The organism is Providencia sp. PROV197, from assembly GCF_028479625.1.
Classification (GTDB): Bacteria; Pseudomonadota; Gammaproteobacteria; order Enterobacterales; family Enterobacteriaceae; genus Providencia; species Providencia vermicola.
The window spans coordinates 18,999-45,327 of the sequence record NZ_JAMPNZ010000022.1 but is presented as its reverse complement, the minus strand read 5'-3'; the positions used below and the strand labels follow the sequence as shown (position 1 = coordinate 45,327).

General features: G+C 40.1%; 21 protein-coding genes. 17 read left to right on the top strand and 4 right to left on the bottom strand.

Features of this window, described 5'->3' with window-relative positions:
• Positions 1-378: 378 nt before the first annotated feature.
• From htpG to PR808_RS13275, 15 genes are all read left to right on the top strand, one after another.
• Positions 379-2,253 carry a molecular chaperone HtpG gene (htpG, locus tag PR808_RS13345; protein WP_206082929.1) on the top strand — a complete coding sequence of 625 codons (1,875 nt, stop codon included), beginning with the start codon at positions 379-381 and terminating at the stop codon, positions 2,251-2,253.
• A gap of 192 nt (positions 2,254-2,445) precedes the next feature.
• A complete protein-coding gene (gene adk / locus PR808_RS13340) occupies positions 2,446-3,090 on the top strand; it encodes an adenylate kinase (RefSeq protein ID WP_206082928.1) in 645 nt (214 codons plus the stop codon).
• Between the two features lie 182 nt (positions 3,091-3,272).
• Complete coding sequence (gene hemH, locus PR808_RS13335) at positions 3,273-4,241, top strand: ferrochelatase (RefSeq protein ID WP_206082927.1); 969 nt, start codon at positions 3,273-3,275, stop codon at positions 4,239-4,241.
• Positions 4,242-4,360: 119 nt separating this feature from the next.
• Complete coding sequence (gene wzz(fepE) / locus PR808_RS13330; RefSeq protein ID WP_241016789.1) at positions 4,361-5,479, top strand: LPS O-antigen length regulator Wzz(fepE); 1,119 nt, start codon at positions 4,361-4,363, stop codon at positions 5,477-5,479.
• Between the two features lie 108 nt (positions 5,480-5,587).
• Complete coding sequence (locus PR808_RS13325; RefSeq protein WP_206082925.1) at positions 5,588-6,901, top strand: inosine/guanosine kinase; 1,314 nt, start codon at positions 5,588-5,590, stop codon at positions 6,899-6,901.
• 1,297 nt (positions 6,902-8,198) lie between these two features.
• Positions 8,199-8,570: a helix-turn-helix domain-containing protein gene (locus PR808_RS13320; protein ID WP_272539464.1), complete on the top strand. Its 372-nt coding sequence runs from the start codon at positions 8,199-8,201 to the stop codon at positions 8,568-8,570.
• 129 nt (positions 8,571-8,699) lie between these two features.
• Entirely contained in the window at positions 8,700-9,257 is a 558-nt protein-coding gene (locus PR808_RS13315) for a fimbrial protein (RefSeq protein ID WP_272539463.1), read from the top strand.
• A 67-nt stretch (positions 9,258-9,324) separates the two neighbouring features.
• Positions 9,325-9,855: a fimbrial protein gene (locus PR808_RS13310; RefSeq protein WP_272539462.1), complete on the top strand. Its 531-nt coding sequence runs from the start codon at positions 9,325-9,327 to the stop codon at positions 9,853-9,855.
• A gap of 55 nt (positions 9,856-9,910) precedes the next feature.
• Positions 9,911-12,445 carry an outer membrane usher protein gene (locus PR808_RS13305; protein WP_272539461.1) on the top strand — a complete coding sequence of 845 codons (2,535 nt, stop codon included), beginning with the start codon at positions 9,911-9,913 and terminating at the stop codon, positions 12,443-12,445.
• Between the two features lie 90 nt (positions 12,446-12,535).
• On the top strand, positions 12,536-13,282 hold the full coding sequence (locus PR808_RS13300) for a fimbria/pilus periplasmic chaperone (RefSeq protein WP_272539460.1): 747 nt from the start codon (positions 12,536-12,538) through the stop codon (positions 13,280-13,282).
• 54 nt (positions 13,283-13,336) lie between these two features.
• Positions 13,337-13,963 (top strand): fimbrial protein, encoded by a 627-nt coding sequence (locus PR808_RS13295; RefSeq protein WP_272539459.1) that lies wholly within the window; start codon positions 13,337-13,339, stop codon positions 13,961-13,963.
• 11 nt (positions 13,964-13,974) lie between these two features.
• A complete protein-coding gene (locus PR808_RS13290) occupies positions 13,975-14,505 on the top strand; it encodes a fimbrial protein (RefSeq protein WP_272539458.1) in 531 nt (176 codons plus the stop codon).
• Positions 14,505-15,020: a fimbrial protein gene (locus PR808_RS13285; RefSeq protein ID WP_272539457.1), complete on the top strand. Its 516-nt coding sequence runs from the start codon at positions 14,505-14,507 to the stop codon at positions 15,018-15,020. The genes PR808_RS13290 and PR808_RS13285 overlap by 1 nt, the downstream gene beginning before the upstream one ends.
• Before the next feature lie 10 nt (positions 15,021-15,030).
• Positions 15,031-15,567 (top strand): fimbrial protein, encoded by a 537-nt coding sequence (locus PR808_RS13280; RefSeq protein ID WP_272539456.1) that lies wholly within the window; start codon positions 15,031-15,033, stop codon positions 15,565-15,567.
• Positions 15,568-15,645: 78 nt separating this feature from the next.
• Positions 15,646-16,539 (top strand): hypothetical protein, encoded by an 894-nt coding sequence (locus tag PR808_RS13275; RefSeq protein ID WP_272539455.1) that lies wholly within the window; start codon positions 15,646-15,648, stop codon positions 16,537-16,539.
• A 236-nt stretch (positions 16,540-16,775) separates the two neighbouring features.
• Here the strand turns inward: PR808_RS13275 and ybaL are convergent, their stop codons facing one another.
• A complete protein-coding gene (ybaL, locus tag PR808_RS13270; RefSeq protein ID WP_206082918.1) occupies positions 16,776-18,527 on the bottom strand; it encodes a YbaL family putative K(+) efflux transporter in 1,752 nt (583 codons plus the stop codon).
• A gap of 286 nt (positions 18,528-18,813) precedes the next feature.
• Positions 18,814-20,037: an MFS transporter gene (locus PR808_RS13265; RefSeq protein ID WP_241016788.1), complete on the bottom strand. Its 1,224-nt coding sequence runs from the start codon at positions 20,035-20,037 to the stop codon at positions 18,814-18,816.
• Positions 20,038-20,292: 255 nt separating this feature from the next.
• Between PR808_RS13265 and ushA the strand changes: the two genes are divergently transcribed.
• Positions 20,293-21,963, top strand: coding sequence for a bifunctional UDP-sugar hydrolase/5'-nucleotidase UshA (gene ushA / locus PR808_RS13260; RefSeq protein ID WP_206082917.1), 1,671 nt, complete (start codon positions 20,293-20,295; stop codon positions 21,961-21,963).
• A gap of 59 nt (positions 21,964-22,022) precedes the next feature.
• Here ushA and ybaK read toward each other — a convergent pair whose 3' ends face one another.
• Positions 22,023-22,496, bottom strand: a complete 474-nt coding sequence (ybaK, locus tag PR808_RS13255; RefSeq protein WP_206082916.1) for a Cys-tRNA(Pro)/Cys-tRNA(Cys) deacylase YbaK — start codon at positions 22,494-22,496, stop codon at positions 22,023-22,025.
• Between the two features lie 11 nt (positions 22,497-22,507).
• Positions 22,508-23,323, bottom strand: coding sequence for a TraB/GumN family protein (locus PR808_RS13250; protein ID WP_272539511.1), 816 nt, complete (start codon positions 23,321-23,323; stop codon positions 22,508-22,510).
• Between the two features lie 206 nt (positions 23,324-23,529).
• On the opposite strand from PR808_RS13250, the gene PR808_RS13245 reads away from it, so the two are divergent.
• On the top strand, positions 23,530-26,322 hold the full coding sequence (locus PR808_RS13245; RefSeq protein ID WP_272539454.1) for an RHS repeat-associated core domain-containing protein: 2,793 nt from the start codon (positions 23,530-23,532) through the stop codon (positions 26,320-26,322).
• Positions 26,323-26,329: the final 7 nt, after the last annotated feature.

The window sequence follows — 26,329 nt, the reverse complement described above, 5'->3', positions numbered from 1 at the left end:
GGGGCCACATACTCATATATGCTCTCCGAAATCTCCTCATTTGCCGCCTACCTACAGTTTGAACTATTTAAAGGATATAACTGGAGAGGGGACGATTCAGGGCACAACTGGTGTATGCTCCTAGGGATTAACGCATTCGACGCCTAGCTACAGCACAAATTATTTAGAGGATATACTGGGAGGTGGTAAAAAGATCTCCTTCTTGGTTTCCTTTAAAATAATTTATGTTGTTATTATTTCCTTTTTAATCATTGGTTTTAGGTTTTTATTTGATAAAAATTTTTGTCTTTTTCGCTTGAATTTCTGTTTTTCGCCCCCAACTAATCTGCATCGGTAAGTCAAACCTATCCAATTAGATTGATGAAATAGAGGCGATTAATGAGTATGAAAGGACAGGAAACGCGTGGTTTCCAATCAGAAGTTAAACAACTCCTCCAATTAATGATCCACTCTCTTTATTCCAATAAAGAAATTTTCCTGCGTGAGCTTATCTCTAACGCATCTGATGCGGCAGATAAACTGCGTTTTCGTGCGCTATCTAAGCCAGAGCTGTACGAAAATGAGGGTGAATTACGTGTACGCATCAGCGCCGATAAAGATAAAGGCACGCTAACTATCAGCGACAACGGTATCGGGATGAGCCGTGACGAGGTGATTGACAACCTTGGGACAATCGCAAAATCGGGTACAAAAGCATTCCTAGAAACTCTCGGTAGCGACCAAGCCAAAGACAGCCAAATGATTGGCCAGTTTGGTGTGGGCTTCTACTCCGCGTTTATTGTGGCGGATAAAGTCACTGTACGCAGCCGTGCTGCGGGTGCGCCAGCTGATGAAGGCGTTTTCTGGGAATCCGCGGGTGAGGGTGAATACACCATCGCGGATATTGAAAAAGCGGAGCGTGGGACTGAAATAACCTTACATCTACGCGATGACGAAAAAGAATTCCTCGATAACTGGCGCTTACGGTCAGTTATCAGTAAATATTCAGACCATATTGCCTTGCCTGTTGAAATCGAAGATAAAAACGAAGAAGACGGCACGGTCACTTGGGAAAAAATCAACCAAGCGAAAGCCCTATGGACACGTAGCAAATCTGAAATATCAGACGAGGAATATGTTGAATTCTATAAACATATTTCCCACGATTATGCTGATCCACTAACGTGGACACACAACCGTGTTGAAGGTAAGCAAGAGTACACCAGTTTGCTGTATGTGCCTTCTCAAGCGCCGTTTGATTTGTGGAATCGTGACCAACAACATGGCTTAAAACTGTACGTTCAGCGTGTATTCATTATGGATGATGCAGAGCAGTTTATGCCTAATTATCTGCGTTTTGTCCGCGGTGTCTTGGATTCCAATGATTTGCCACTGAACGTATCGCGTGAAATCTTACAAGATAGCGCGCTGACTCGCAGTTTACGCAGTGCATTAACGAAACGCGTTCTGCAAATGCTCGAAAAACTGGCAAAATCAGATACAGAAAAATATCAAACCTTCTGGCAGCAATTTGGTCTTGTGATGAAAGAAGGCCCTGCTGAAGATATGGCGAACAGCGAAATAATCGCGAAACTTCTGCGTTTTGCCACAACACATACCGATAGCAGCGAACAAAACGTGTCGTTGGAAGAGTATGTTAGCCGTATGGTGGAAGGTCAGGACAAAATTTATTACATCACCGCAGACAGCTACGCAGCAGCGAAAGGTAGCCCACACCTGGAATTGTTCCGCAAAAAAGGTATCGAAGTCCTGCTGTTATCCGACCGCATTGACGAATGGATGATGAACTACTTGTCTGAGTTTGACGGTAAACAGTTCCAATCAGTCAGTAAAGCAGATGAATCATTGGATAAACTTGCCGATGAAAACAAAGCAGAACAAGAAGAAGCAGACAAACAGCTTGAACCATTTGTTGAGCGCGTGAAAACCTTCTTAGGTGAGCGTGTTAAAGAGGTGAAATTAACGCACCGCTTAACCGACACTCCAGCGATTGTTACCACCAACGCGGATGAAATGAGTACGCAAATGGCGAAATTATTTGCGGCGGCGGGGCAAGCAGCACCAGAGGTGAAATATAACTTTGAGCTAAACCCTGCACACCCACTGGTGAAAAAAGCGTCTGAAGTCTCAGATGAGTCTGTTTTTGCTGACTGGGTAGATGTCCTGCTGGATCAAGCCTTATTGGCAGAACGCGGGACGTTAGAAGATCCAAATCTATTTATACGAAAAATCAATGAATTACTTCTAAAGTAATGTGAAATTGTATTTTCGTTTCTGAACATAAACCGCGCTTTTGCTTGTGCTTTAGCGTGGTTTTTTTCTTTTGCGAAAAAAGATAAATGCGAAAACGTTTACGTGTGTTCTTGAGTAAAGCGCCATGCTAATGGTATGGTAGCGTGTTTTCTTTTCAAATTATAAAAAACTAAATAGCAAGGGGTTTACGCAATGCGTATCATTCTGCTGGGCGCTCCGGGCGCTGGTAAGGGCACTCAAGCTCAATTTATTATGGAGAAGTTTGGGATCCCACAAATTTCAACAGGTGACATGTTACGTGCAGCTGTTAAATCAGGGAGCGAGTTAGGTTTACAAGCTAAAGAGCTGATGGATAACGGCAAATTAGTGACGGATGAACTTGTTATCGCACTGGTTAATGAGCGCATCAAACAAGATGACTGCCGTAACGGCTTCTTGTTGGATGGGTTCCCTCGCACAATTCCACAAGCGGATGCGATGAAAGAAGCGGGCATTACTGTTGATAACGTACTTGAGTTTGACGTACCAGACGAAATCATTGTTGAGCGTATTATCGGTCGCCGTGTTCACGCACCATCAGGTCGTGTTTACCACGTCAACTTCAATCCACCAAAAGTGGAAGGCAAAGATGACGTGACAGGTGAAGAGCTGACTATCCGTAAAGATGACCAAGAAGACACGGTTCGTAAGCGTCTGGTTGAATACCATGCACTCACTGCGCCATTGATTGCTTATTATCAAAACGAAGCGAAAGCGGGTAACACTAAATACTTTAAATTAGACGGTACTCGTAAAGTCGCAGAAGTTAGCGCAGAGTTAGCGAAAATTTTAGGTTAATATTTGTACGTATCATGCGCTAAATTACAGTATTGATAACTGTAATTCGAATTATTTAGAGTATGAATGTATTATATGAAGGCAGCGAATATCGCTGCCTTTCTTTTTTATACCACTTGGTGACAAAAATCGTTATTTAATTGTGATAAAGTTGGGAATGATTATCAATTAGGAGCTGTTTCATGTCAGAAAAAAAAACCGGCATTCTGTTAGCGAACTTAGGAACCCCTGATGCCCCAACAACTTCAGCTGTTAGACGTTATTTAGCCGAGTTTCTTAGTGATAAGCGCGTTATTGATGTACCTCGTTTGATTTGGAAACCCATTTTACATGGAGCCATTCTACCGCTGCGCTCATCTAAAGTGGCTAAGCTCTATCAGTCAATTTGGCTTGATGATGGCTCACCTTTATTGGTGTATTCATTGCGTCAAAAACAAAAGCTGGCAGAGTTGATGCCAAACACCCCCGTAGAAATAGGGATGAGCTATGGTTCGCCTTCCATTAAAAGTGCTGTTGATAGTTTAATGGAGCAAGGCGTTAATGATTTAGTTGTTTTACCGTTATATCCACAATACTCCTGCACAACAACTGCTGCTGTGTATGATGCTGTAACGAGAGCTTTTCAAGGTAGGCGTACCATTCCGTCAGTCCGTTTTATTCGCAGTTATGCAACTCACCCTGCTTATATTCAAGCATTAGTAGCATCAATTGAAGAGAGCTTTGCAGTACATGGTGAACCTGATAGGCTGGTATTGTCGTTCCACGGTATCCCACAGCGTTATTGTGATACAGGGGATATCTATCAGCAAGAATGCGAACAAACGGCTCAGGCGCTTCGAGAGGCGCTGAATTACCCAAGTGAAAAAGTGTTGCTCACTTATCAGTCACGTTTTGGTCGTGAACCTTGGTTGATGCCATACATGGATAAAACCATGCATGAATTACCATCACAAGGGGTAAACTCTGTTCAGGTCATTTGCCCTGGCTTCTCTGTTGATTGTTTGGAAACATTAGAAGAAATTAGCGAACAAAATAAAGAATTCTTTATCAGTAGTGGGGGTAGTAAATATAATTACATAGCGGCGTTAAATGATAATCTAAATAGTATTCGCATGATTAATTTAATTATTCAAGATGAATTAAATCAGTGATCGCTTAAATTGATACTAAAAAGTTCATTAATCGATATATCAAAATTTCAAATATAGACTATAATAACTTATCTTAAATTAAAAACTATTAAAGAAATGTGATGTCTTTTGGAATTAATATGAGCAATGAGCAGCCGCCACGAAAAAGTATTGAGCAGAAGTCAAATTCTGCTCATCAATTTCATATTCAGCAGAGTGATGAAATTGATCTCATGGCATTATTGAGTGTTTTATTAAAAAATAAATTATTGATTACCATTTTTACGGCTTTATGTATTGCGTTGAGTGCTGGGATTGTCAAGCTTTTACCTCAAAAGTGGAGCAGCACGGCCATTGTCATTCCGCCAACCTCCGAAAGCATGAAAGAAGTTAATGCACTAAAAGCTCAACTGGATGTACTTGAAATACCTATAGATTTAACGTCTCAACGTATTTTTAATGCCTTTATAGACCAATATCGTTCTAAAGTTAATCAAAGCGACTATGTTAGAAGTACCCAGTACTATCATAAACTTGCACAAAATGTTGATCCTAAAGATGATGTGGTGGCACAGCAACGTTTAGTGAATCAAATCATTAATAACGATATTCAAATTCAAGACCAATCTAAAGAGAAAAACAGTACCTCTAACGATATTATTTTAAAATTTACGGCATCACAGCCAACAGAAGCCCAAGATTTATTGGATGGCTATATCCGCTATAGCGCATCTAAAGTGAGAAGTCAGATTAAAAACGAAATTGATAATACGATCTCACAGCAACTTATTTTTGCCACTGAATCACTTAAGCGTGAAGTGAGCAAAATTCAAACTGAGTATGACGTTAAAGTTGAAAGGTTAAAACGTGCAGTGGATATTGCTAAAGCAGCAGGGATTGAAAAGCCTATAGCCAGTGATTCTCAAGCGATTAATGATGACCCAGACTATCCTATTGCGTTGGGAGCTGAGGCGTTAGAAAAGAAATTACTGATTGAGACACAAAACCGTGATTTAGCCTTGATGAGTGAAAATTTGCAAAATCGCCAGATTTATATCAATGAAATCACGGAATTGAAGAGCAAGGAATTGGCTTTTACGCCAGTCACTTTTATATTACAACCTGATTTGCCATTGAATAAAGAATCACCTAAATCAGCATTGATTGTGGCGTTAAGCGCCATTTTAGGCTTAATTTTAAGTTGTGCATTTGTATTAAGCCGTGAGCTTTATCGCGATTATAAAATGCAAAATCAATAAGCTAACCTTACAAAAGACAAACAATGAGGCCAGTACTTTCTTTGAAGGTGCTGGCTTTATTTTATCGTGCTAGAATAGCGTGATGTTCCATTGTTAATCTTCTTACTTATGAAATTCCCCGGTCAACGCAAGTCAAAACATTATTTCCCTGTTAGTCTCAGAGATCCACTTTTACAGCCATTAAAAGAGACGTTGGCTGATGATGAGAATTGTAAATCCTATATTGTGGGGATAGATCAAACTCTCGTCGATATTGAAGCGAAAGTAGATGATGATTTTATTCAACGTTATCAGCTCAGTAAAGGGCATTCATTGGTTATTGAAGATGATGCTGCTGAGGCGTTGTATAAAGAGTTGACTGACAATGCGTTGATTACGCATGAATTTGCGGGTGGCACCATCGGTAACACGCTGCATAACTACTCAGTGTTAGCAGATGATAGGTCGGTATTATTAGGGACGATGTGTAATAATATCCAAATAGGAAGTTATGCTTATCGCTACCTGTGCCATACCTCAAGCCGTATGGATCTGAACTATCTGCAAGGCGTTGATGGTCCAATTGGTCGTTGTTTCACATTGATTACCGAAAATGGTGAACGGACATTTGCCATTAGCCCTGGGCATATGAATCGCCTGCATCCAATGAGTATTCCTGAAGAGATTATCGCTGGGGCGTCTGCGTTAGTTTTAACGGCGTATTTGGTGCGTTGCAAACCCGGTGAAACCATGCCTGATGCCACAATGCAAGCCATAGCCTATGCGAAAAAACACAATGTTCCTGTGGTGCTCACATTGGGAACTAAATTTGTGATTGCTCAAGATCCGCAATTTTGGCGTGACTTCCTTGCTGAGCATATTTCGGTCGTTGCGATGAATGAAGATGAAGCGCAAGAGTTGACAGGTCTGAGTGACCCGTTATTAGCCTCTAATATGGCTTTAGACTGGGTTGATTTGGTGCTCTGTACGGCGGGCCCATCAGGGCTATATATGGCAGGATATACAGAAGAGAGCTACAAACGGACGACTCAGCACCCATTGTTGCCTGGTGCGATTGCAGAATTCAATTTATATGAATTTAGCCGTGCAATGCGCCAGCAAGATTGCAAAGTACCACTGCGTATATTTTCGCATATTGAACCGTATATGGGTGGCCCTGAGAAAATTATGAACACGAATGGTGCTGGAGACGGGGCTTTATCTGCATTACTGCATGATATTACAGCGAATTCTTACCATCGTTCAAATGTGCCTAATTCCAGCAAACATGAGCGCCAATATTTAACCTATTCCTCATTGGCTCAAGTTTGTAAGTATGCAAATCGAGTGAGTTATCAAGTGTTAACCCAGCATTCCCCTCGGCTAACTCGTGGGCTTCCTGAAAAAGAAGACAGTTTAGAAGAGTCTTATTGGGAACGTTAATCATTAGATTGTAATTTATCCAATTTCTGTCTGTTCAGTATAAAAATGCTTTAATTTCCATAAGGAGATTAAAGTGTTTTTATAGACTCAATGAGACATATCATTAATAAATTAATAAAAAGCCAATTATTTAATTCATTGATTAACTATTTCTTCCTTCTTGATAATCAAAAATACATCAAGCTAATTTATATATTAATTACCAATACTAAACTCAATTGCTCTCATCGTTCATAATGATGAATAATCCAAAAAAACAGCATTCGACATTATGGAATAGCAATATTCTAATAATGATAAGTTGTAATAATGTTTTCCATTGTCATCATAAACCCTATGAACTGCTATCGCTCAGTTTTAAATGACGGTTTAGTGCATGGACCTATGGTGTGCAGTGGCATTGTTGTTATCAAGCGCATCATCAATAGAACTAGTAAATCTCTCCACATCATTTCACATTAATGTTGCTATAGATTTTGCAATTTCATGTTCACCAATAATGGTACGGTCAGTATCACACTTTTTAATAAATCCGACTCTATGAGAGTGTTGTTTAAAAGCAATGTTTAAATATGTAATCAAAAACACGTTGTTGCGTTAATGCAGCCAAGGCATTTATTAATTTATTATTAATTGAGATGGTAATAATAATTTTGGATATGTAAAGTAAATTATTATTTACATACTTACAAAGAAAAGGTGTAAAGCATTATTTTAATATTGTACGACAAATTTCCATAAGTAATATTAGCTACTTTATTTATAGGGTAATTGTTTTTTTAGCGGGTATATTTCCTTTTTGTTTAATTTAATAACATTACATATTAAAAGGTTATAGTATTAATATAGAAGGGATGGCAAGACTGAGTAAATTTGTAACAAAATGTTAACTCATTGATTTTATTTTATTTTTTTTAACTCGCAAGACGAGTTAAAATTAATTATCAAACGTGATCTTCATCACTTTTGGTATTAATGTATTAATGAGTGTAAAATGTAGGATTTTATATCGAATTACATATTTAATGATGTCTATTTTGGTGTTATCTTTGGTTGATTCTTGCTCATCAAAAAGTGATGAATAAGGTATTGGTTTGTTATGAAAGGATTTTATTTTAATAAGTCTATTTTTAAGTGTAAAAAAAAACTTAAATATCAATGACTGTGCTTTTTTCGATGGTTGCAATTATTTTACTGAATATATTAAAATTCGTCGCAACAGCGGAGTGGTAATATAAGTTAAATAAACATATCCAATATTTAAATTTAGCTTAAGTGATTTTTTGGAAATATAAAAATGAAAGAAGAAAGTGTCCACACTACAATGTTGGAATCTAAACAACATATATCTAGTGCTGTAGGTCACCAAATTCACTTATTAAGAAAAAGCCTTGGTATATCAGGGAAAACATTAGCCGAACAAGTTGGTGTTTCTCAACAGCAAATATCACGTTATGAACGAGGTATTTGTCAAGTGAGTATAGATACACTGATATACATATTGCATAATCTAGGTGTGCCATTAGATGAGTTTTTTTTTAAAGTATCCTTATCTTTAAAAAAGGATATGCCAGATTTTTATGAAAAATATCAACCAATATTTTTACCTTTAATGGATTTTAATAATGAGTATGCAATTCGAAATAAACAGTACCTTTATTTCGATTGATTATTTCTTATTGGAAAATAATTTTAGTTTTTTATGTCTGGTTTATCACTGTAAATTTATTTAAATAGATCTTTAGTTTTTATTTTTATATGAATAAATTTTTTATTAAATATTATATTTGAGGAAATTATGAAAAAAGTAATTATAGCGACATTAGTTTCTGGTGTAATGAGTTCATCTGCTTTAGCTGTTGATGCAGGTAAAGGAACTGTTACTTTCACGGGTTCAATTATTGACGCACCGTGTTCAATTGCACCTGGCGATGAAAATCAAACCGTAGAACTGGGCCAAATTTCTAATGTGACATTAGAAAATGGTGGCGCATCTTCAGCTCAATCTTTCAAAATCAATTTAGAAGGTTGTAACCTGAATGCTAAATATACAGACAGTAAAGGTGACGAGCAGACTTATAATAATACTGTAGATGTTACTTTCGCAGGTACAGAGTGGATTAACGGCACAACAAACACAGGTTTATTGCAAATTATCGGTGATGCAAAAGGCGCTGGTATTAAGTTAATGAATAAATCAGGTGCTCAAATCAATATCAACTCAGCGGTAAACCAAAATTTTGTTAAAGGTGAAAACGCGTTGAGTTTCCAAGCAGCTCTGCAAGGTGTTAACGGCACAACGGTTACTCCTGGTGAATTTTCAGCAGTGACTAATTTTACTCTGCAATATAACTAATTAGTACGGATATCCCCCTGAACATCTTTGGTGTCAGGGGAATTAATGAAGAAAGGGATGCAAGGTTATGAAAGCGATTACAGGTGCTGCATTATTACTGACCAGCTTTTTAATACCATTGCCTTTCGCTCAGGCTGAAAAAGCACAGTTGTTAGGCCTTGTGAGTATGAATGGCAGTATTGTCGATTCTGCATGTGCCATTGATATAGGTTCTTATGAACAGTCAGTTGATATGGGGATATTGCCTGTAAGTGCTATTCGTCAACAAGGACATGGCCCTGTTCATCCTTTTTCAATTAAATTAATTGGTTGCCAATTAGTACCTATTGATGGGAGTAATTGGAAAACCTTTTCCGTCACCTTTGATGGAGCTTCATTAGGAGAATGGTTTACCGTATCAGGTGAAGCCAGAGGGGTAGCATTGTTATTGCAAGATGCTCAAGGGAATTCAATTTACCCAGGAAAATCGATGGCTCGTCAAAATATAGTTCAAGGTGAAGCTGTTTTAAATTATGGATTACGGTTGGTATCAGACAATAAGCCATTACGGCCAGGTGAATACCAAAGCGCGATCCGTTTTAAGTTGGACTATTACTAATAACAATAATTCTGTTCATATTTTTTCCTGATGTTAATTTCTAGGGATATTATTCATGTCTTCATCACAACCTTTATTTCTTCGCCCTACTGGGCTTAGTTTAGCTATCGCGTTGTCATTATATGGTGTATTAACGCCAATATGGGCAGCACAAGCTATTCAGTTCAATACTGATGTATTGGATTTAGAAGACAAAAATAACATCGATTTAGAACAGTTTTCACAGGCTGGATATATTATGCCTGGTAACTATTCATTGGCATTAAAAGTGAATAGCGAGCAAGTTGCAGATATTTCAGTGCCTTTCTATCTCGCTGAAAATGATTCTAATAGCAGTATCGCGTGCTTATCTCCTGATATTGTTCAACAACTAGGCTTAACGGCTTCAGCGTTGAAAGATGTTAAGTGGTGGCATGATGGGCAGTGCTTAGAGCAAAATAGCCTTCCAGGAATGCTAATTAGTGGGGATTTATCCACTTCTTCTTTATATGTCAGCCTACCTCAGGCTTACCTTGAATATACCGCACCAAATTGGGACCCTCCATCACGTTGGGATGACGGAGTTTCAGCGCTGATATTGGACTACAACCTAAACGCAAATTCTAACCATTCATATAATGGTGGTAAAGATACACACAGCGCAAATGGTAATGGTGTTGCAGGAGTTAACCTTGGTGCATGGCGTTTTCGAGCCAATTGGCAAGGAAGAGTGAACCATACTGCGGGCCGTTCTCAAGGAACTCAAAAAGATTTCAATTGGGATCGCTTCTATGCCTATCGTGCGTTACCAACGGTTGCTGCAAAATTAGTACTTGGTGAAGATTATTTAGTTTCTAATATTTTTGATTCATTTCGCTATATTGGTGCAAGCATTCGTTCAGACCTCAATATGCTACCTCCTAATTTGCGAGGCTATGCGCCGGAAGTGACGGGCATAGCGAAAACCAATGCCACCGTAACGGTGAGCCAGCAAGGTCGTATTTTATATGAAACGCAAGTCGCGCCGGGACCATTTCGAATTCAAGATTTAAGTGACGCGGTAAGTGGCAAGTTGGATGTAACAGTTAAAGAGCAAGATGGCACCGTTCAAGAGTTTCAAGTTGATACGGCTAACTTGCCATATTTAACACGACCGGGGCAAATTCAATATAAATTAGCGTTAGGACAACCAACAGATGATAAGCGCCATAGTGAAGGAGATAACTTTGCTACAGGTGAATTTTCTTGGGGAGTGAACAACGGCTGGTCACTGTTTGGTGGAAGTTTAAACAGCCAACGCTATAACGCATTATCACTCGGTGTTGGTCGCGATTTATTAGTTTTTGGTGCTTTATCTTTCGATGTTACTCAATCATTTGCGCGTTTACCAGAAACCGGGCAGCTTACGGGGAGCTCGTATCGTGTTAACTATTCAAAACGTTTTGATGAGATAGATAGCACTATCCAATTTGCGGGTTATCGTTTTTCTGAACGTGATTTTATGACGATGTCTGACTTTCTAAATGCAAGAAAAACAGGAGAGCGTTCAGGGGGGAGCAAAGAATTATATACCGTTTCCTTAAACAAAAATTTTGCTGATATTGGAATGTCTGTTTATTTGAACTACAGCCACCAAACCTATTGGGAGCAGCCAGATAATGACTATTACAGCATTATGCTCTCTAAGTATATGGATCTTGGTTCATTAAAAAATATTAGCTTCACTCTGTCTGCTAATCGCAGTGTTTATAACGGGGTAAATGATGACAGCATCTATTTGTCTACTTCAATACCGTTAAGTAATGGAGCTAGCGTTGGTTATTCAATAAGTAACAGCCATTACGATACTACCAATAGAGCCACCTATTTCGACCGTATTGATGATCGTACAACTTACCAATTGAGTGCGGGTAGCAATAAAAAAGGGGGAATGGGGAGTGCATTTGTCACCCATGAAGGTGATAGCGCACGTATAACGGCAAATGCCAGCTACATGAACAACCAATATAGTGCATTTGGTGTCACAGCAAGTGGTGGTATGACTTTAACGCCTGAGGGTGGAGCAATACATAGGATGAACTCACCGGGCGGAACTCGTTTATTAGTAGACACTGATGGTGTTTCAGGTGTTCCGATTAAAAGTGTTAAAGCACCAATAGAATCGAACCATTTTGGTAAAGCGGTCGTTGGCGATGTGAATAGTTACTACCGTAGTAAAGCTCAAATTGATTTAAACACCTTACCCGATGATGTTGATGCTCAACAATCGGTGGTACAAGCAACTTTAACTGAAGGGGCTGTAGGGTATCGCCATTTTTCTGTGGTTTCAGGTCAAAAAGCAATGACTGTATTGCGTATATCAGATGGTAGCTACCCGCCATTTGGTGCTCAGGTTGTCAATAGTAAAGGGCAAAATACAGGGATTGTCGGTGATGCAGGAAATACTTATATCAGTGGAATAAATCCACAAACCTCAATGACAGTCACTTGGGGGGAGGATAAAGCCTGTGAAATTCAATTTCCGGCAAGCATAGATTTGCAACAGGAGGCTTTACTGCTGCCATGTATACCAATAGATAAGGCGGCTGTATTAGTCAATAGAACCCGCTAAAAATTAAATAGAAAATAACGGTGTACTTATTATTGAACACCCATAAAACGACTTAGTGTAATGACAGAACCATTTGAAAGGTGAAATACCATGACAGCAAATAAATACTTATACTCATTAGCCAGTGTTATGAGTTTAATTCTTTTAAGCAGCGCAGCACAAGCGGCGATATCAATGGATAGAACGCGCGTTGTTTTTGATGGTGGACAAAAATCCATCTCGTTAAATATTTCTAATAACAATAAACAATTACCTTATTTGGCGCAGGCTTGGATTGAAAATGAAGAGGGTAAAAAAATACAGTCACCATTGATTGTTTTACCGCCTGTTCAACGCCTTGAGCCAGGTAAATCAAGTCAGGTTAAAATTGAGTCATTGCCTGCTATCGCTAATTTGCCTCAAGATAGAGAGTCTCTGTTTTATTTTAATATGCGTGAAATTCCACCTAAAAGTGACAAACCAAATACGTTACAAATTGCGTTACAAACTCGAGTGAAACTGTTTTATCGTCCGAAAGCTATTCAAGCAGAAAAAAATGGAACGCCTTGGCAGCAAAAAATAACGTTAGAAAAACAAGGCGAACAGGTCATTGTTAAAAACCCAACGCCTTATTACATCACTATTATCAATGCAGTTGGAAATAGTAAGCCTGTGAATGGGCAAGAGTTTACACCTGTGATGGTGGCGCCATTTGGACAAGATAAATTAGGGTTAACGGCTAGCCAATTAGGGAACAACCCACAAGTTATGTATATCAATGATTTTGGTGGGCGTCCTGCATTACAGCTTAACTGTCAAACAACAACATGTCAGGTTGTCTCCCAAAGTAATGATTAATCACTTTGAACCAGTATATTGGCACGCATATTAAAAGACGGTAAGGAATAGTAGATGATTGACCTAAAAAGCAAAAATCGGTTTCGATATGGCCTTACTGCGGCTGTGGTAAGTTGCAGTGTTGTCACTTCAATGTGGGCTGCTAATAATGATTCTACGCTTTATCGTTCTGTTGATAATTGGAATGTTGATGGGCAACACGGTGTTGTTTATGTCTCCGGCTCATTAACAGAAAGCCCATGTCGCTTAGGTATGGCATCGAGTTATCAAACGGTAGAAATGGGGAATTTAGATATCGGGACTTTGAAACAAAATGGTCAAGGAAGTTCAGTCCCATTTCAAATTGAATTAGAAGACTGCGTTGACACTCCCACAAAATTAGAAAATAAACGTTCTGGTTTATCTATTTGGAGCATGAATCAACCTGCGGCAAAAATTCGTTTTTTAGCGCCAACAGCTGGTAATTTGCCGAATGTCGTTAAGGTTAATGGTGCTAGTGGTTTAGGGTTGTTATTAACTACTGCTAAGGGCGACTTATTATCAATAGGCGAAGCAAGTAGCCCGCAGTGGTTATCTCCTAATCAAAACCAATTAACATTTTATGTCACCCCTGTACAGACAGGTTTATTACAGCCTGGGGCTTATTCAGCTTTGATTTCTTTTGAAATGCAGTATGAGTAAGTGAGGGAAATATGAAAATAATGCCTAATTTACCTTTTCTATTTGCCATTAATCGCGTTGCAAACGGCATGCTTTTGGTCGTGTTGTGTTTTTGTTCCAGCATTGCATTCGCTGAAACGTACACATTAAAAGTGAAAATAACCGTTGTTGAAAAAACGTGTGATATTTATGGGAATGGTGGTATCAACCAACCCATCACAGTTGATTTAGGGGATATAACCATCAAAAAAATTGATGGTGTTCAGTATGAAACTGACATTCCTTATACCATTGATTGTGAAGATTCGGCTCAAAACCCAAAGTTAAAATTGAAATTTGATGGGGCTTCTAGTCCTTTTAATGCCAATTTACTCAAAACACAAGACCCCAATTTAGGTTTGCGCTTCAAGGCTGGCACCACATTGTTAAACCTTGGTGCATGGGAATATTTTAATTATGCAACTAGGCCTACATTGAGTGTCGTTCCGGTGACAAGCCAAACGGGTGGAGTCAAAGACGGTGAGCTAGATGCGTCTGCAACCTTGAGTGTGGAGTATCAATAGTGAAAAAGAATCATATTCGAGGGATCGGGTTAATATTGTCTGGCTTAGTTTCACTTAATAGCTATGCAGTAGACGTTAAAATTAAAGGTAATTTAATTAAGAACCCGCCGTGTCATATAACAGGCCCCGATGGCCCAGACCAACCAATAAAAATCCAATTTGGAGAAATGGGGATTACTAAAATTAATGGCGAAAACTATCAACAGAATTTCACCTTAAAGGTGAATTGTGAAGATGGTTTGGGGGAGGGCGTTTTGCTCTATTTAGAGTATAGAGGGATAAAGTCCCCCTTTGACAATAACGCAATACAGGCTTATCCCGCGGGGTTAGGTATCCGTTTATATCATGGTGGAGTAGTCATTCCGCCGAATACTGGAACGAAGATTATAATGTCAAACAATGATACCGCAGAGTTGCCATTAACCGCTATTCCAGTGAAAGATAATCGCCCCTCAGTGGTATTGCGAGAAGGTGATTTTACGGCATCAGCTACCATTGAAATATTATATCCGTAAAGAGGCAATGATGGCTAAACGTTATTACACCGTGGGTTATTTGATGTGGCTTAGCTTCATACCTCTATTTGCGCAGTCAGATAACCTGAAAAATATTGAGTACAGTGGCACTTTGGTCGCACTGCCCTGCACAGTCGAGCCTTCATTTGAAATTATTGGGCTAGATATGGGAAATATAGTCGCAAAACAGCTGTATTTACACAAACGTACAACGGGTGTGGAATTTGATTTTGTATTGAAAGATTGTAGCACTTCGTTAGGGAGTGGGATTACTGCAATGTTTACAGGTAATAGTAACGCGGAAGGGTTACTCGTCTTCGATTCTAGTAGTGAGGCTTCTGGTGCCGCTATTGGTATTGAAACGATGAGTGGCGTAAAGCTACCGATTAATCCTGATAAGCCCTACTTAGCCCATCGGTTATATGATGGTACAACGACCGTTCGGCTGCGCGCTTATGTCGAAGGTGATAGCGCTGCAATAGCAAACCAATCCATTACTCCTGGCTTTTTCAGCGCAACAATGACCTATACCTTAGGTTATGAATAATCATTTTAGATAATTTTTATTTACTGCATTGCTGGAAATATCAGAGTAGTAAAATTAACGATTAATGGAAGTTCTTATATGTATCGTGTGTTATTTTTTTTATTTCTTCTCATTCCTGAGGTTTCTACTGCTGCCATATGGTCTTGGGGGAGTGGTACAGGGGATGCAAACCAGTGGGTATATAATACCCACTATACTGCTAGAGTTGTTTGTGGTGCTGGTGGTATTGGTGACCCTGAAACGTGCAGTGTTTGGAGCGGCTCAGTTGCTCAGTGTTGGGGAGCTAATTTGCCAAGGTGGGGGGCAGGGCAGACAGGGAATTATACATGTACCTATACTCAAGCAACCTTACTAAAAAGTATTGTTTTTCCGTATATTGAGCCGGGTGCCTGGTACGATAAAAGCAGTGCATGTACTATCGAGTGGCGGTTAGAGCCTTATTCAGGTTTTATTAGGCTGTCGGTGACACAGCAAGCCGGAAATGTCGTAGGTATGACCTTAAAAAGAGCCGGTGTTTATGGCAAGAACAGCTCAAATTGTAGGGCAGATATCCTTTCATTAGGAAACACATGGGGTTATTCCACAGCAGCAGGGGGGTTTTCTACTCAAGCAATAAAAGATAATCATTATGGCAGTGAGTTTAAATATTGTTTATATATTGATAATCGCGCGGTAGATCCAACCTGTTTGTCATCTGGGCCATCAACCCCGATGCCAGAGCCAGACCCTGTATATTGTGATGTAGAAACACCAAATACCATTGATTTTGGTGTCGTAGGGATTAAAGATTTGGCCTCAAGTACCAATACAGATACTGTAACGGTAAGCTGCTCAGGTCCCGCGAGTGTATCAATGTCATTTTCAGGCGGAAATGGCTCGGCCCAAAATGGATTACGATTTCCTCTAGGGAAGGCGCTATCAGGGGTAATCTGCTTTGCAGACAATGGTAGTTGTAATAAAGATGGTTTTTAGAAAATGATAAGTTATAAGTCGGGTACTTCTATAAATACGATTAAAACGTCTGTATTGCAATCAGGAAATGTTGAAGCAGGTAATTACGAAGCGAGTATTGTGCTTATTGTGCAGGCGTATTAATTCAACTATGTAGAGTGAATGATAAGGAAAGGCTGAATAAAAAGCACATAAGCAATGTGTAGTAATAAAAAAGGAAGCCATGGCTTCCTTTTTGTATTTATAGAGAGAGGAGGTTAGTGAGCCGGTTTTAGATAATCATCTAAACTTTTGCCTTCACCTTTTTTATCGTTGCCGCCATCAAGCATATCATCGATAGAACAGCCAAACTCTTCCACATCATTACACATGAGTGTCGCCATGGATTTGGCAATTTCATGTTCACCTATAATGATATGATCAGCGCCGCGCTCTTTAATAAAGCTGACTTCATCATCATAGTGGGCACGAACAATAACGGTAACGTCAGGGTTCATCTCTTTCGCGGTTGCGACGATTTCACCTGCTTCATAACCATTTGGAATGGTTAATAATAACGTTTTAGCACATTCAATGCGGGCAAGGCTGATGATTTCTTTATTCGCTCCATTACCGAGGATTGCACTGAAGCCATTTTCAGCCAGCTCCTCAAAGCGAGCACGGGTGTCTTCCACGACGACAACAGGGATTTCTCGTCTACGCAGTTTGTCCGCTAACATACCTCCGACACGACCATAACCGACGATGATGGCGTGACCACAGATATCGACAGGTACTTGTGTTTCTTCTTCCAGCGTTTCTTCCAGAAGTTGCTCTTCAATCGTTTCTGTTCTTTCAAGGTATTTATCTAACAAACTAAATAATACTGGGTTAAGCATAATAGAGACAATAGCACCCGCTAACACCAAGTTTTGTGCGTCTTTATCCATCACGCCGAGGGTGAGGCCCATACCCGCTAATATAAACGCAAACTCACCAATTTGCGCAAGGCTGACGGAGATGGTTAATGCGGTTCGCCGTGAGTGCCCAAACATTCTGACCAGAACCAGGGCCGCAGCGGACTTACCAATAATAATGATAGCCAGAACAGCCAAGATACCGAGAGGTTGCTGGATCAGAACCATCGGATCGAAAAGCATACCAACGGAAACGAAGAACAGAACCGCAAATGCATCACGCAGTGGTAAGGTGTCTTGTGCTGCACGGTGGCTCAGCTCAGACTCGTTCAGAACCATACCCGCGAAGAACGCCCCCAGCGCAAAGGAAGCATCAAAGATAGCTACAGCGGCATAAGCGATACCTAACGCAAGGGCGAGAACAGCTAAGGTGAACAGCTCACGAGAACCTGTTGAGGCGGTACGAGATAAAATCCATGGAATGACTTTACGACCGACCACAATCATAATGAATATGAATAAAACAACTTTACCAATTGTCCAGGCAAGGCCTAATGCGAGCTCACTAAAGCTTGCATCATCTGTATTCATGATAGCAGCTGCGGCAGGAAGCAGTACCAGGGTAAGAACCATGGCTAAGTCTTCCACAATTAGCCAGCCAATGGCAATTTGCCCGCGTTGGCTTTCAATGAGTTGCCGTTCTTCTAATGCGCGTAATAAAACCACGGTACTGGCGGTTGAAAGACATAAACCAAAGACAATACCAGTAAAAATGCCCCAGCCAAATAACATCGACAGGCCGAGACCTAATAGGGTTGCTACCGCAATTTGTGCAATTGCACCAGGAATAGCAATGGCTTTAACGGCTAGTAAATCTTTGAGTGAAAAGTGTAAACCCACGCCAAACATCAGCAAGATAACGCCGATTTCAGCTAATTCAGGTGCAAGCGCTGCATCTGCCACAAACCCTGGGGTAAATGGGCCTGCAAGGACACCTGCTGCAAGGTAGCCCACAAGTGGGGAGATTTTTAATCGCTGTGCGATCATACCTAACAAATATGCAAGGGCGAGACCACCAACAATGGTTGTGATTAAGGGCGTTGAATGCTCCATTTAGTCTCCTCTGGTTAGTATGAAAATATAAGGTGGGTACATGCCGTTGACTTTTAAAATGAGGCCTTCATTTTAAAATGCCAATTTGCATGTTTTTCTATTTTAACTTTTTTTGAGAAATATTTCCTTAAAAAAATGAAATGTTTTTAAAAAAAAGACAGACTAAAGGTGCTAAATCGTTACAAACTTTAGGATTAGGCGATTTTTAGCTGAAATTTTTAGGAAATATGGTAGGAAAGACCCACACTTATTTTTAATTAAGTGTGGGTAAAATAAGAAAATAAATCTATTTATGACCGATATTTGGTAACAATACTGTAAAAATCCCAAGTAATGGCAAGAAAGCACAATAATGATAAACTTGCTCAATACTGGTTTGGTCAGCAATATGGCCTAAAACTGCTGCCCCAACACCGCCCATTCCGAATGCAAGACCGAAGAACAATCCTGATACCATGCCGGTTTTACCGGGGATCAGCTCCTGTGCATACACCAAAATAGCTGAGAACGCAGAGGCTAAAATCATCCCAATGATTACAGTTAGCACGCCCGTCCAGTACAGCGAAGCATACGGTAAAATGAGGGTAAAGGGGGCGACACCGAGGATTGAGAACCAAATAACATATTTACGACCTATTTTATCCCCAATAGGGCCGCCAATCATTGTCCCTGCGGCAACAGCGAATAAGAAAACAAATAGGTGAATCTGGGCATTTTGCACAGAAACACCAAACTTCTCTATAAGATAAAAGGTGTAATAACTGCTAATGCTAGCCAAATAGAAGTATTTAGAAAAAATCAAAACTAGTAAGACCGCTAACGAACCAATAACCGCCTTGCGAGGTAAGATTTTAATGTTGCCAGTGGAAATGGTTTTTTTACTGGCAGCGCGATGTTGCTGCTTATACCAGTTACTGACTTGCAGTAAAATCACAATCGCTAACAAAGCCGCAAGGGAGAACCAACCTAAGTTGCCTTTTCCATAAGGTTCAATAATTAATGCGGCAAGCAACGGCCCTAGTGATGCCCCTAAGTTACCGCCTACTTGGAAAAATGACTGAGCAAGGCCGTGACGACCACCTGAAGCCATTCGAGCTACACGAGATGATTCTGGGTGGAAGACTGAAGAACCCGTCCCGACTAAAGCGGCTGCAAATAAAATCATTGGGAAGGTTTCTGCCATCGCCAATAAAATTAACCCAGTCAATGTAAAGCTCATGCCAATTGGTAATGAGTATGGCTGAGGGTGTTTATCCGTGTAGTAGCCAATAACAGGCTGCAGTAGGGATGCGGTAATCTGATACGTTAGGGTGATCATCCCAATTTGCGCGAAGCTCAGCGAGAAATCAGATTGTAATAAAGGATAAATCGCTAAGATAAGCGATTGGATCATGTCGTTTAATAAATGGGAGACACTAATTGCTGTCAGAATACTGAAGACGGTTTTCCCTGTTTTATTCACGGGTTTTGATGGATTTGCGTTATTAGGGGTTGTTGTTTGCTCACTCATAATTATCAACTTTCTGTGTTACATAATTGTTATCAATATAACTGAAATACAATTTATTGAAATGAATAAATAAGCCACATGAAAAATAATATCAGTGAATTATTTGATGGTGATCTCATTTTTATGAAACGAATTTCTTATTCTGCAAGAGGTATCAAATCTTGCTCATATTTTTATGCTATAAATCTGCGGGCAGTGACAAACTATAATCTAATATTAACGAATAAAAATTCCTATACCAGCAGGGAGAAGTGTATGAAGTTTGCATTTAAAGCATCCGCATGTGCATTAACAGTATCGTTAGCGTTAATACCCGCGACGATGGCAAACGCGTGGGAAAAAGACAAAACCTACAATATCACTATTTTGCATACAAATGACCACCATGGTCACTTTTGGCATAACGACCACGGCGAATACGGTTTAGCAGCGCAAAAAACCGTCGTTGATGAAATTCGCAATGAAGTGGCGAAGCAAGGTGGCAGTGTGTTGCTACTCTCTGGTGGTGATATCAATACAGGGGTTCCAGAATCTGATTTACAAGACGCGGAGCCTGATTTCAAAGGGATGAATTTAGTCGGGTACGATGCAATGGCATTGGGTAACCATGAGTTCGATAATCCGCTTGAAACGCTACGTCAGCAAGAAAAATGGGCAACCTTCCCATTCTTATCCGCTAATATTTACCAAACCAGCACAGGTAAACGTCTGTTTAAACCTTATCAAATATTTGATAAACAAGGTGTAAAAATTGCAGTGATGGGGCTGACTACAGATGATACTGTACGTATTGGTAACCCAGCTAATTTCCCTGATGTCGAATTCCGCGTACCTGCGGATGAAGCAAAAAAAGTGGTTGAAGAACTGCGCCAGACTGAAAAACCTGACATTATCATCGCCGCAACCCACATGGGGCACTATGATGACGGCAAACATGGTTCAAACGCACCAGGTGACGTCGAAATGGCACGCAGTTTACCTGCGGGTTACTTAGATATGATAGTGGGTGGTCACTCACAAGACCCCGTTTGTATGTCCCAAGAAAACAAAGACTACAAACAAGCGGACTATGTACCAGGGACTCCTTGTGCGCCAGATAATCAAAATGGTACATGGATTGTTCAGGCCCATGAGTGGGGTAAATATGTAGGACGTGCTGATTTTGAATTCAAAAATGGCAAATTTACCTTAAAACACTACCAGTTAATTCCAATTAACTTGAAGAAAAAAGTGACCAAAGAAGATGGTACCAGTGAGCGTGTTTATTACACACAAGAAATCGCCCACAACCCAGATATGATGAAATTACTGACGCCATACCAAGAGAAAGGTGATAAGCAATTAAGCGTCAAAGTGGGTTCTGTTGAAGGCAAACTGGAAGGCGATCGTAGCAAAGTGCGCTTTGTGCAAACCAATATGGGGCACCTTCTGTTAGCAGCTCAAAAAGAGCGCGCAGGCGCTGATTTTGCCATCATGAGTGGGGGGGGTGTCCGTGATTCTATCGAAAGCGGTGATATCACGTATAAAGATGTGCTGAAAGTTCAACCCTTTGCGAATGAATTAGTGTACGTTGATTTTAAAGGGGATGAAGTCATTCCTTACCTGACTGCGGTCGCGAATATGAAACCCGATGCAGGGGCATATGGTCAATTCTATAATGTAAACTTGACGTTGAATAAAGATGGTACGATTAGCGATGTGAAAATCGATGGTAAACCTGTTGATACATCAAAAACTTATCGTATGGCAACATTGAATTTTAATGCGATTGGTGGTGATGGTTATCCGAAAATTGATAATCACCCTAACTATGTGAATACAGGTTTTGTGGATGCGGAAGTGCTCAAAGGTTATATAGAGAAACATTCTCCACTAAAAGCTGCAGATTACGAACCAAAAGGTGAGATTATTTATAACAATAAATAATTCATTTTATAATATGAAAAGCCTCATATCGATGAGGCTTTTTTTATCAATGCGCGTATTTACTTGCGAATTTCAGCAAAAGTAGCATTGAGTACGTTACCTAAATCAGCTGGCGCTAATTCAATATCCAACCCGCGTTTTCCCCCTGAAATAAACATTGTTGCATATTGCTGGGCTTGGTCATCGATTACCGTGGGTAATCGCTTCTTTTGGCCCAATGGGCTGATGCCACCTAATAAATAGCCAGTGGTCTTTTGCGCGATTTGGGGATCGGCCATTTCCACTTTTTTCACTTTGAACACTTTTGCGACCAGTTTTAAGTCAAGCTGCCCTGAGACAGGGGTGACGGCAACAGCTAATGTTTTTTGGTCACCATTTAATGCCACTAATAACGTTTTAAACACTTGTTTGGCATCTAAGCCTAATTTACGTACTGCCTCATCACCAAAGTTGCTCTCATTTGGGTCATGATCATAAGGGTGCAATGTGAAGTTAATTTTTTGTTTTTCAAGTAATTTAACAGCAGGAGTCATTTTTTTACCTTTTATTTATCTCTGACACAATGGCGCAGATACTCAACAAGACTGCCTTCACCAAATAGGTGTAATGCACCAACAGCAACCACATAATTGCCATCTGGAAGCGCCTTAAGTTGTTCACTCCAAACTGCATTACGTTTATCCATTAGTACTTGATAGACATCTTTACTGAAAGTATTAGGTAAAGTCATGTGGTTATTGGGTTGATAATCAAGCCACCAACCAATCATGGTTTGCAGTGAACGTGCATTTGCACGCCAATGGACTAATGAGTCTTGTAAGAGCGCTAACCCATTATTAGGCAAGGAAAGCAGCAATTCAACTTGGGATGCAGTGCCTTCAAGTTCAATGATCGGTTTAAGTTGGGTCTGAGCGTTGCGAATAAGCTGATAATCGATGCCATAGTGGCCGCGCAAGCCAAGCCCTTGTGCTTGAGTGGCCTGTAGGATCAAGGCGATTTGCCATGAAGGGAGACTATCAAACTTTTCGGGTGACTGGTGAATTTCTTGGCAACATTGCAAAAATAAGGCGTATTGTTCTTCGCTCAAACGTTGCTGAACAGGGCGCTGCTCATCAACTTCATGAGGGAAAGGGGATTGAGCTTGGGTTATATCCGCTTCAACAATTAATGCATCCGCTTGATTCAGTTTATCGAGCAATATGGCAGATAACGGAAACATATTTTCTGTTCCCATATGAATACTGCCTACAATGTGCAATTTAAGGCCTTTTGATAAGCGAACATCAATCGCAGGATAGGGGTATACCAGCGCCGTTTCCATATGGAGCCAATTTTTAAAGCTTTCAAATAGTTTTCCCATCATTTTACCCTGCATTCTTCTTGGGTTAATAGGGTAAACAATCTCTCGCGAATTTGCGAATGTTGTACGTCAATTACGCATTTTTCGTCTGTCCTGATAAAAATGGACAATGACAATTTAGGCACACTTCAATTATGGTTTCACGATATGAAGCAATACGTTAACAAGATGGTGTTATCATTTTGTTAGCCTTAATTGGAGATAACATGATAACGCCTCAAATTTCAAATATTCATGCGGGCACACCAACAATAACGGCATTCGATAACCGTCACTTTACGGTTCGTACACTTCAATACTATCGACAGCCTAATATTCAACAGGATGTACAGGAGCGTCTTGAATTTCATTATTTTAATATTTATGGTTTTTTACAGAAAAATGCAGATGCACGTTTGTCTGAAAGTGGGCAAGATAACTTTTATTATCATGCGGATTTAATGGGGTTCTCGTTATTAAACAAAGGTGTTGATAGCGGTGAAATTTACCAACTGAATGATATTGAACAGCGGCTTATGGTAAGCATTGACGCAAATAAAACGTTTAAATGGTGTTGCTATGAGGCTAATGATTCATTAGGTCGCCTCGAAAGTGTCAGTGAGAAAATAGAGGGGGGGAACTGGCGAGTCAGCGAGCGTTTTCAATATGCAGGTAATTCGCATACCGAACAATTGGCAAATTTAGCTGGGCAATGTATTAGTCACTTTGATACTGCAGGGTTATTGCAAACACAGGAAGTATCACTGCAAGGGGAACCGACTTTATTGACTCGGCAGTTTATTCAACAAGTTGATAATGCTGAGTTTAATGTTGATTGGCAAGGAGATAGTGATTTAACGGCATTATCACCCGAAAAATTTTCTCACCAAACACATTTTGATGCTGCAGGTGCTTGCCTTTCTATTATTGATGCAAAAGGCCATAAACAACAGCGAGAATATGATATTACAGGTCAGTTAATCAGAACGACATTCACAGTTAAAGGGCAAGATACGCAGCTAATAACTCAGATCATTGAATATTCGGCAGTCGGTCAGAAAGTGCGAGAGATCTATGGTAATGGTGCCGTGACTGAGTATGTATACGAGGCGCAGACACAGCGCTTAATCCTTATTCAGACCTATAGGCCAGTAAATCACTCATTGGGTTATAAATTATTTCAGAGTTTACATTACGACTACGATCCTGTCGGCAATGTGATTGCAATTTATAATAGTGCAGAAAAAAAGGTTTTTTGGCGGAATCAAAAAGTCGAACCCAAGCATCGATATCAATATGACACGCTTTATCAATTAGTCCATGCGACAGGGCGAGAAATAGCGGGTATTAGCCAGCAAAGTCACTACCTTCCTCACCATTCATCAATTGATAATTCGGTATATACACGGTATTTCCGTGCCTATTCTTATGATAAAGGCGGGAATTTAATTCAAATTCACCACCGTGCCCCTGCGATGCAGCAAGCTTATACAATCAAAATGACAACGAGCAGCCGAAGTAACCATGCAGTACTGGCAGATTTAGCTGAGTTTCCTCATCAAGTGGAACCATTATTCACGCCAAGTGGACAGCAAAAACAGCTTTTGCAAGGAAAAAATTTAACGTGGACATCAAGGCAAGAACTGCAAAGTGTTAATGGTGCTGGCGGGAATGAGTTTTACCGCTACGATGGCGACAGCCAGCGGGCATTAAAAATAACACAATATAATCAAAAACAAAGCAAGGTTGTTTATTTACCGAACCTAGAGATTAGGCAAATTGAACATAATGAAAAATACCATGTGATCTGTATCGGGGAAGACAGTGAGGTACAAGCCCAAGTATTGCATTGGGAAATTGGGCTACCAGATAAAATGGTAAATAATACCGTTCGTTATAGTATTAATGGGCTTGCCAGCAATAGCGGTTTAGAACTCGATATGGATGGAAACTTGATTAGCCAAGAGGAGTTTTATCCCTTTGGTGGAACGGCTGTTTGGGCGGTAAGTAGCGCATTGGAAGTAAACTACAAAACACGGCGCTATTCAGGGCAAGAGCGTGATATTACAGGGCTTTATTATTATGGTCGTCGTTATTATCAGCCTTGGGTGGGGCGTTGGTTAAGCGCAGATCCCGCGGGAACTATTGATGGTTTAAATCTGTATCGGATGGTACGTAACAACCCATTGACCTATCAGGATGAACATGGGTTAGCACCTCGACTTTTTGATACACAGGATGATATGTTTGCTGATTTCCAGCAAACAGTATCAAAGCTGCTTAATGCATCCTCTAAAATTGAAAGAATTGCGAAAAATCCATCATTAATTCGCAACCGAGTCATTAGTATGGCGCAATTATTTTACAAAGATAAAACATCTAAATTTACATATGCTATTAATTTATATGAATTTTTGGAGATGGACTCGCAAAGTGAGGAGTTTAAGACATGGGCGACAAATAAATTAAGCTATCAAAATACTTCTCGCCAGCGTCAGCCTGGCTGGGAAACGGTTAATCATGCGGAGCAGGCATTAATAAGAACATTAACGGCTCATGATAGTTTTAACATAAGTAATTTAATCATATCCCAAAAGGCTAAATTATGTTCAAGTTGTGAAAATGCCATGTATACTTTTCGACAATCAATGCCTAAACGTCGCTTCACAACGATGATTCTTCGAGATGGTGATTTACCTCTTGCAGCCATACAACATGGACAGTCACGAACTCGCTATAAAAACTCTTCATATTCTGCTGGAGTGGCGGTAGGGAAAACGAGTTTCACATTATACGACTATAAAGATATAGAGTTTCAGGTTGGAATGGGGAATTTCTGGGGAGGGATGGATAAAACACTCTATACAATGTATGCCAATGAGTTTGAACGTGTATTTGGGAGTCTTCCTATCGGAAAGGGAGTCAAAAAGTCATTTCCCCCTAAACCCCCCAAAAGCTCAGGAGGTCGTGGCCATCAGCTTGATAAAAATCAACCCAGTACCAGTCGTCGTCATCGATGAAGTGATT

What these genes read in the sequence shown, in the direction of transcription:
- htpG (WP_206082929.1), top strand. Translation starts at nt 379, where the DNA reads ATGAGTATGAAAGGACAGGAAACGCGTGGTTTCCAATCAGAAGTTAAA.
- adk (WP_206082928.1), top strand. Translation starts at nt 2,446, where the DNA reads ATGCGTATCATTCTGCTGGGCGCTCCGGGCGCTGGTAAGGGCACTCAA.
- hemH (WP_206082927.1), top strand. Translation starts at nt 3,273, where the DNA reads ATGTCAGAAAAAAAAACCGGCATTCTGTTAGCGAACTTAGGAACCCCT.
- PR808_RS13325 (WP_206082925.1), top strand. Translation starts at nt 5,588, where the DNA reads ATGAAATTCCCCGGTCAACGCAAGTCAAAACATTATTTCCCTGTTAGT.
- PR808_RS13320 (WP_272539464.1), top strand. Translation starts at nt 8,199, where the DNA reads ATGAAAGAAGAAAGTGTCCACACTACAATGTTGGAATCTAAACAACAT.
- PR808_RS13315 (WP_272539463.1), top strand. Translation starts at nt 8,700, where the DNA reads ATGAAAAAAGTAATTATAGCGACATTAGTTTCTGGTGTAATGAGTTCA.
- PR808_RS13310 (WP_272539462.1), top strand. Translation starts at nt 9,325, where the DNA reads ATGAAAGCGATTACAGGTGCTGCATTATTACTGACCAGCTTTTTAATA.
- PR808_RS13305 (WP_272539461.1), top strand. Translation starts at nt 9,911, where the DNA reads ATGTCTTCATCACAACCTTTATTTCTTCGCCCTACTGGGCTTAGTTTA.
- PR808_RS13300 (WP_272539460.1), top strand. Translation starts at nt 12,536, where the DNA reads ATGACAGCAAATAAATACTTATACTCATTAGCCAGTGTTATGAGTTTA.
- PR808_RS13295 (WP_272539459.1), top strand. Translation starts at nt 13,337, where the DNA reads ATGATTGACCTAAAAAGCAAAAATCGGTTTCGATATGGCCTTACTGCG.
- PR808_RS13290 (WP_272539458.1), top strand. Translation starts at nt 13,975, where the DNA reads ATGAAAATAATGCCTAATTTACCTTTTCTATTTGCCATTAATCGCGTT.
- PR808_RS13280 (WP_272539456.1), top strand. Translation starts at nt 15,031, where the DNA reads ATGGCTAAACGTTATTACACCGTGGGTTATTTGATGTGGCTTAGCTTC.
- PR808_RS13275 (WP_272539455.1), top strand. Translation starts at nt 15,646, where the DNA reads ATGTATCGTGTGTTATTTTTTTTATTTCTTCTCATTCCTGAGGTTTCT.
- ybaL (WP_206082918.1), bottom strand. Translation starts at nt 18,527, where the DNA reads ATGGAGCATTCAACGCCCTTAATCACAACCATTGTTGGTGGTCTCGCC.
- PR808_RS13265 (WP_241016788.1), bottom strand. Translation starts at nt 20,037, where the DNA reads ATGAGTGAGCAAACAACAACCCCTAATAACGCAAATCCATCAAAACCC.
- ushA (WP_206082917.1), top strand. Translation starts at nt 20,293, where the DNA reads ATGAAGTTTGCATTTAAAGCATCCGCATGTGCATTAACAGTATCGTTA.
- ybaK (WP_206082916.1), bottom strand. Translation starts at nt 22,496, where the DNA reads ATGACTCCTGCTGTTAAATTACTTGAAAAACAAAAAATTAACTTCACA.
- PR808_RS13250 (WP_272539511.1), bottom strand. Translation starts at nt 23,323, where the DNA reads ATGGGAAAACTATTTGAAAGCTTTAAAAATTGGCTCCATATGGAAACG.
- PR808_RS13245 (WP_272539454.1), top strand. Translation starts at nt 23,530, where the DNA reads ATGATAACGCCTCAAATTTCAAATATTCATGCGGGCACACCAACAATA.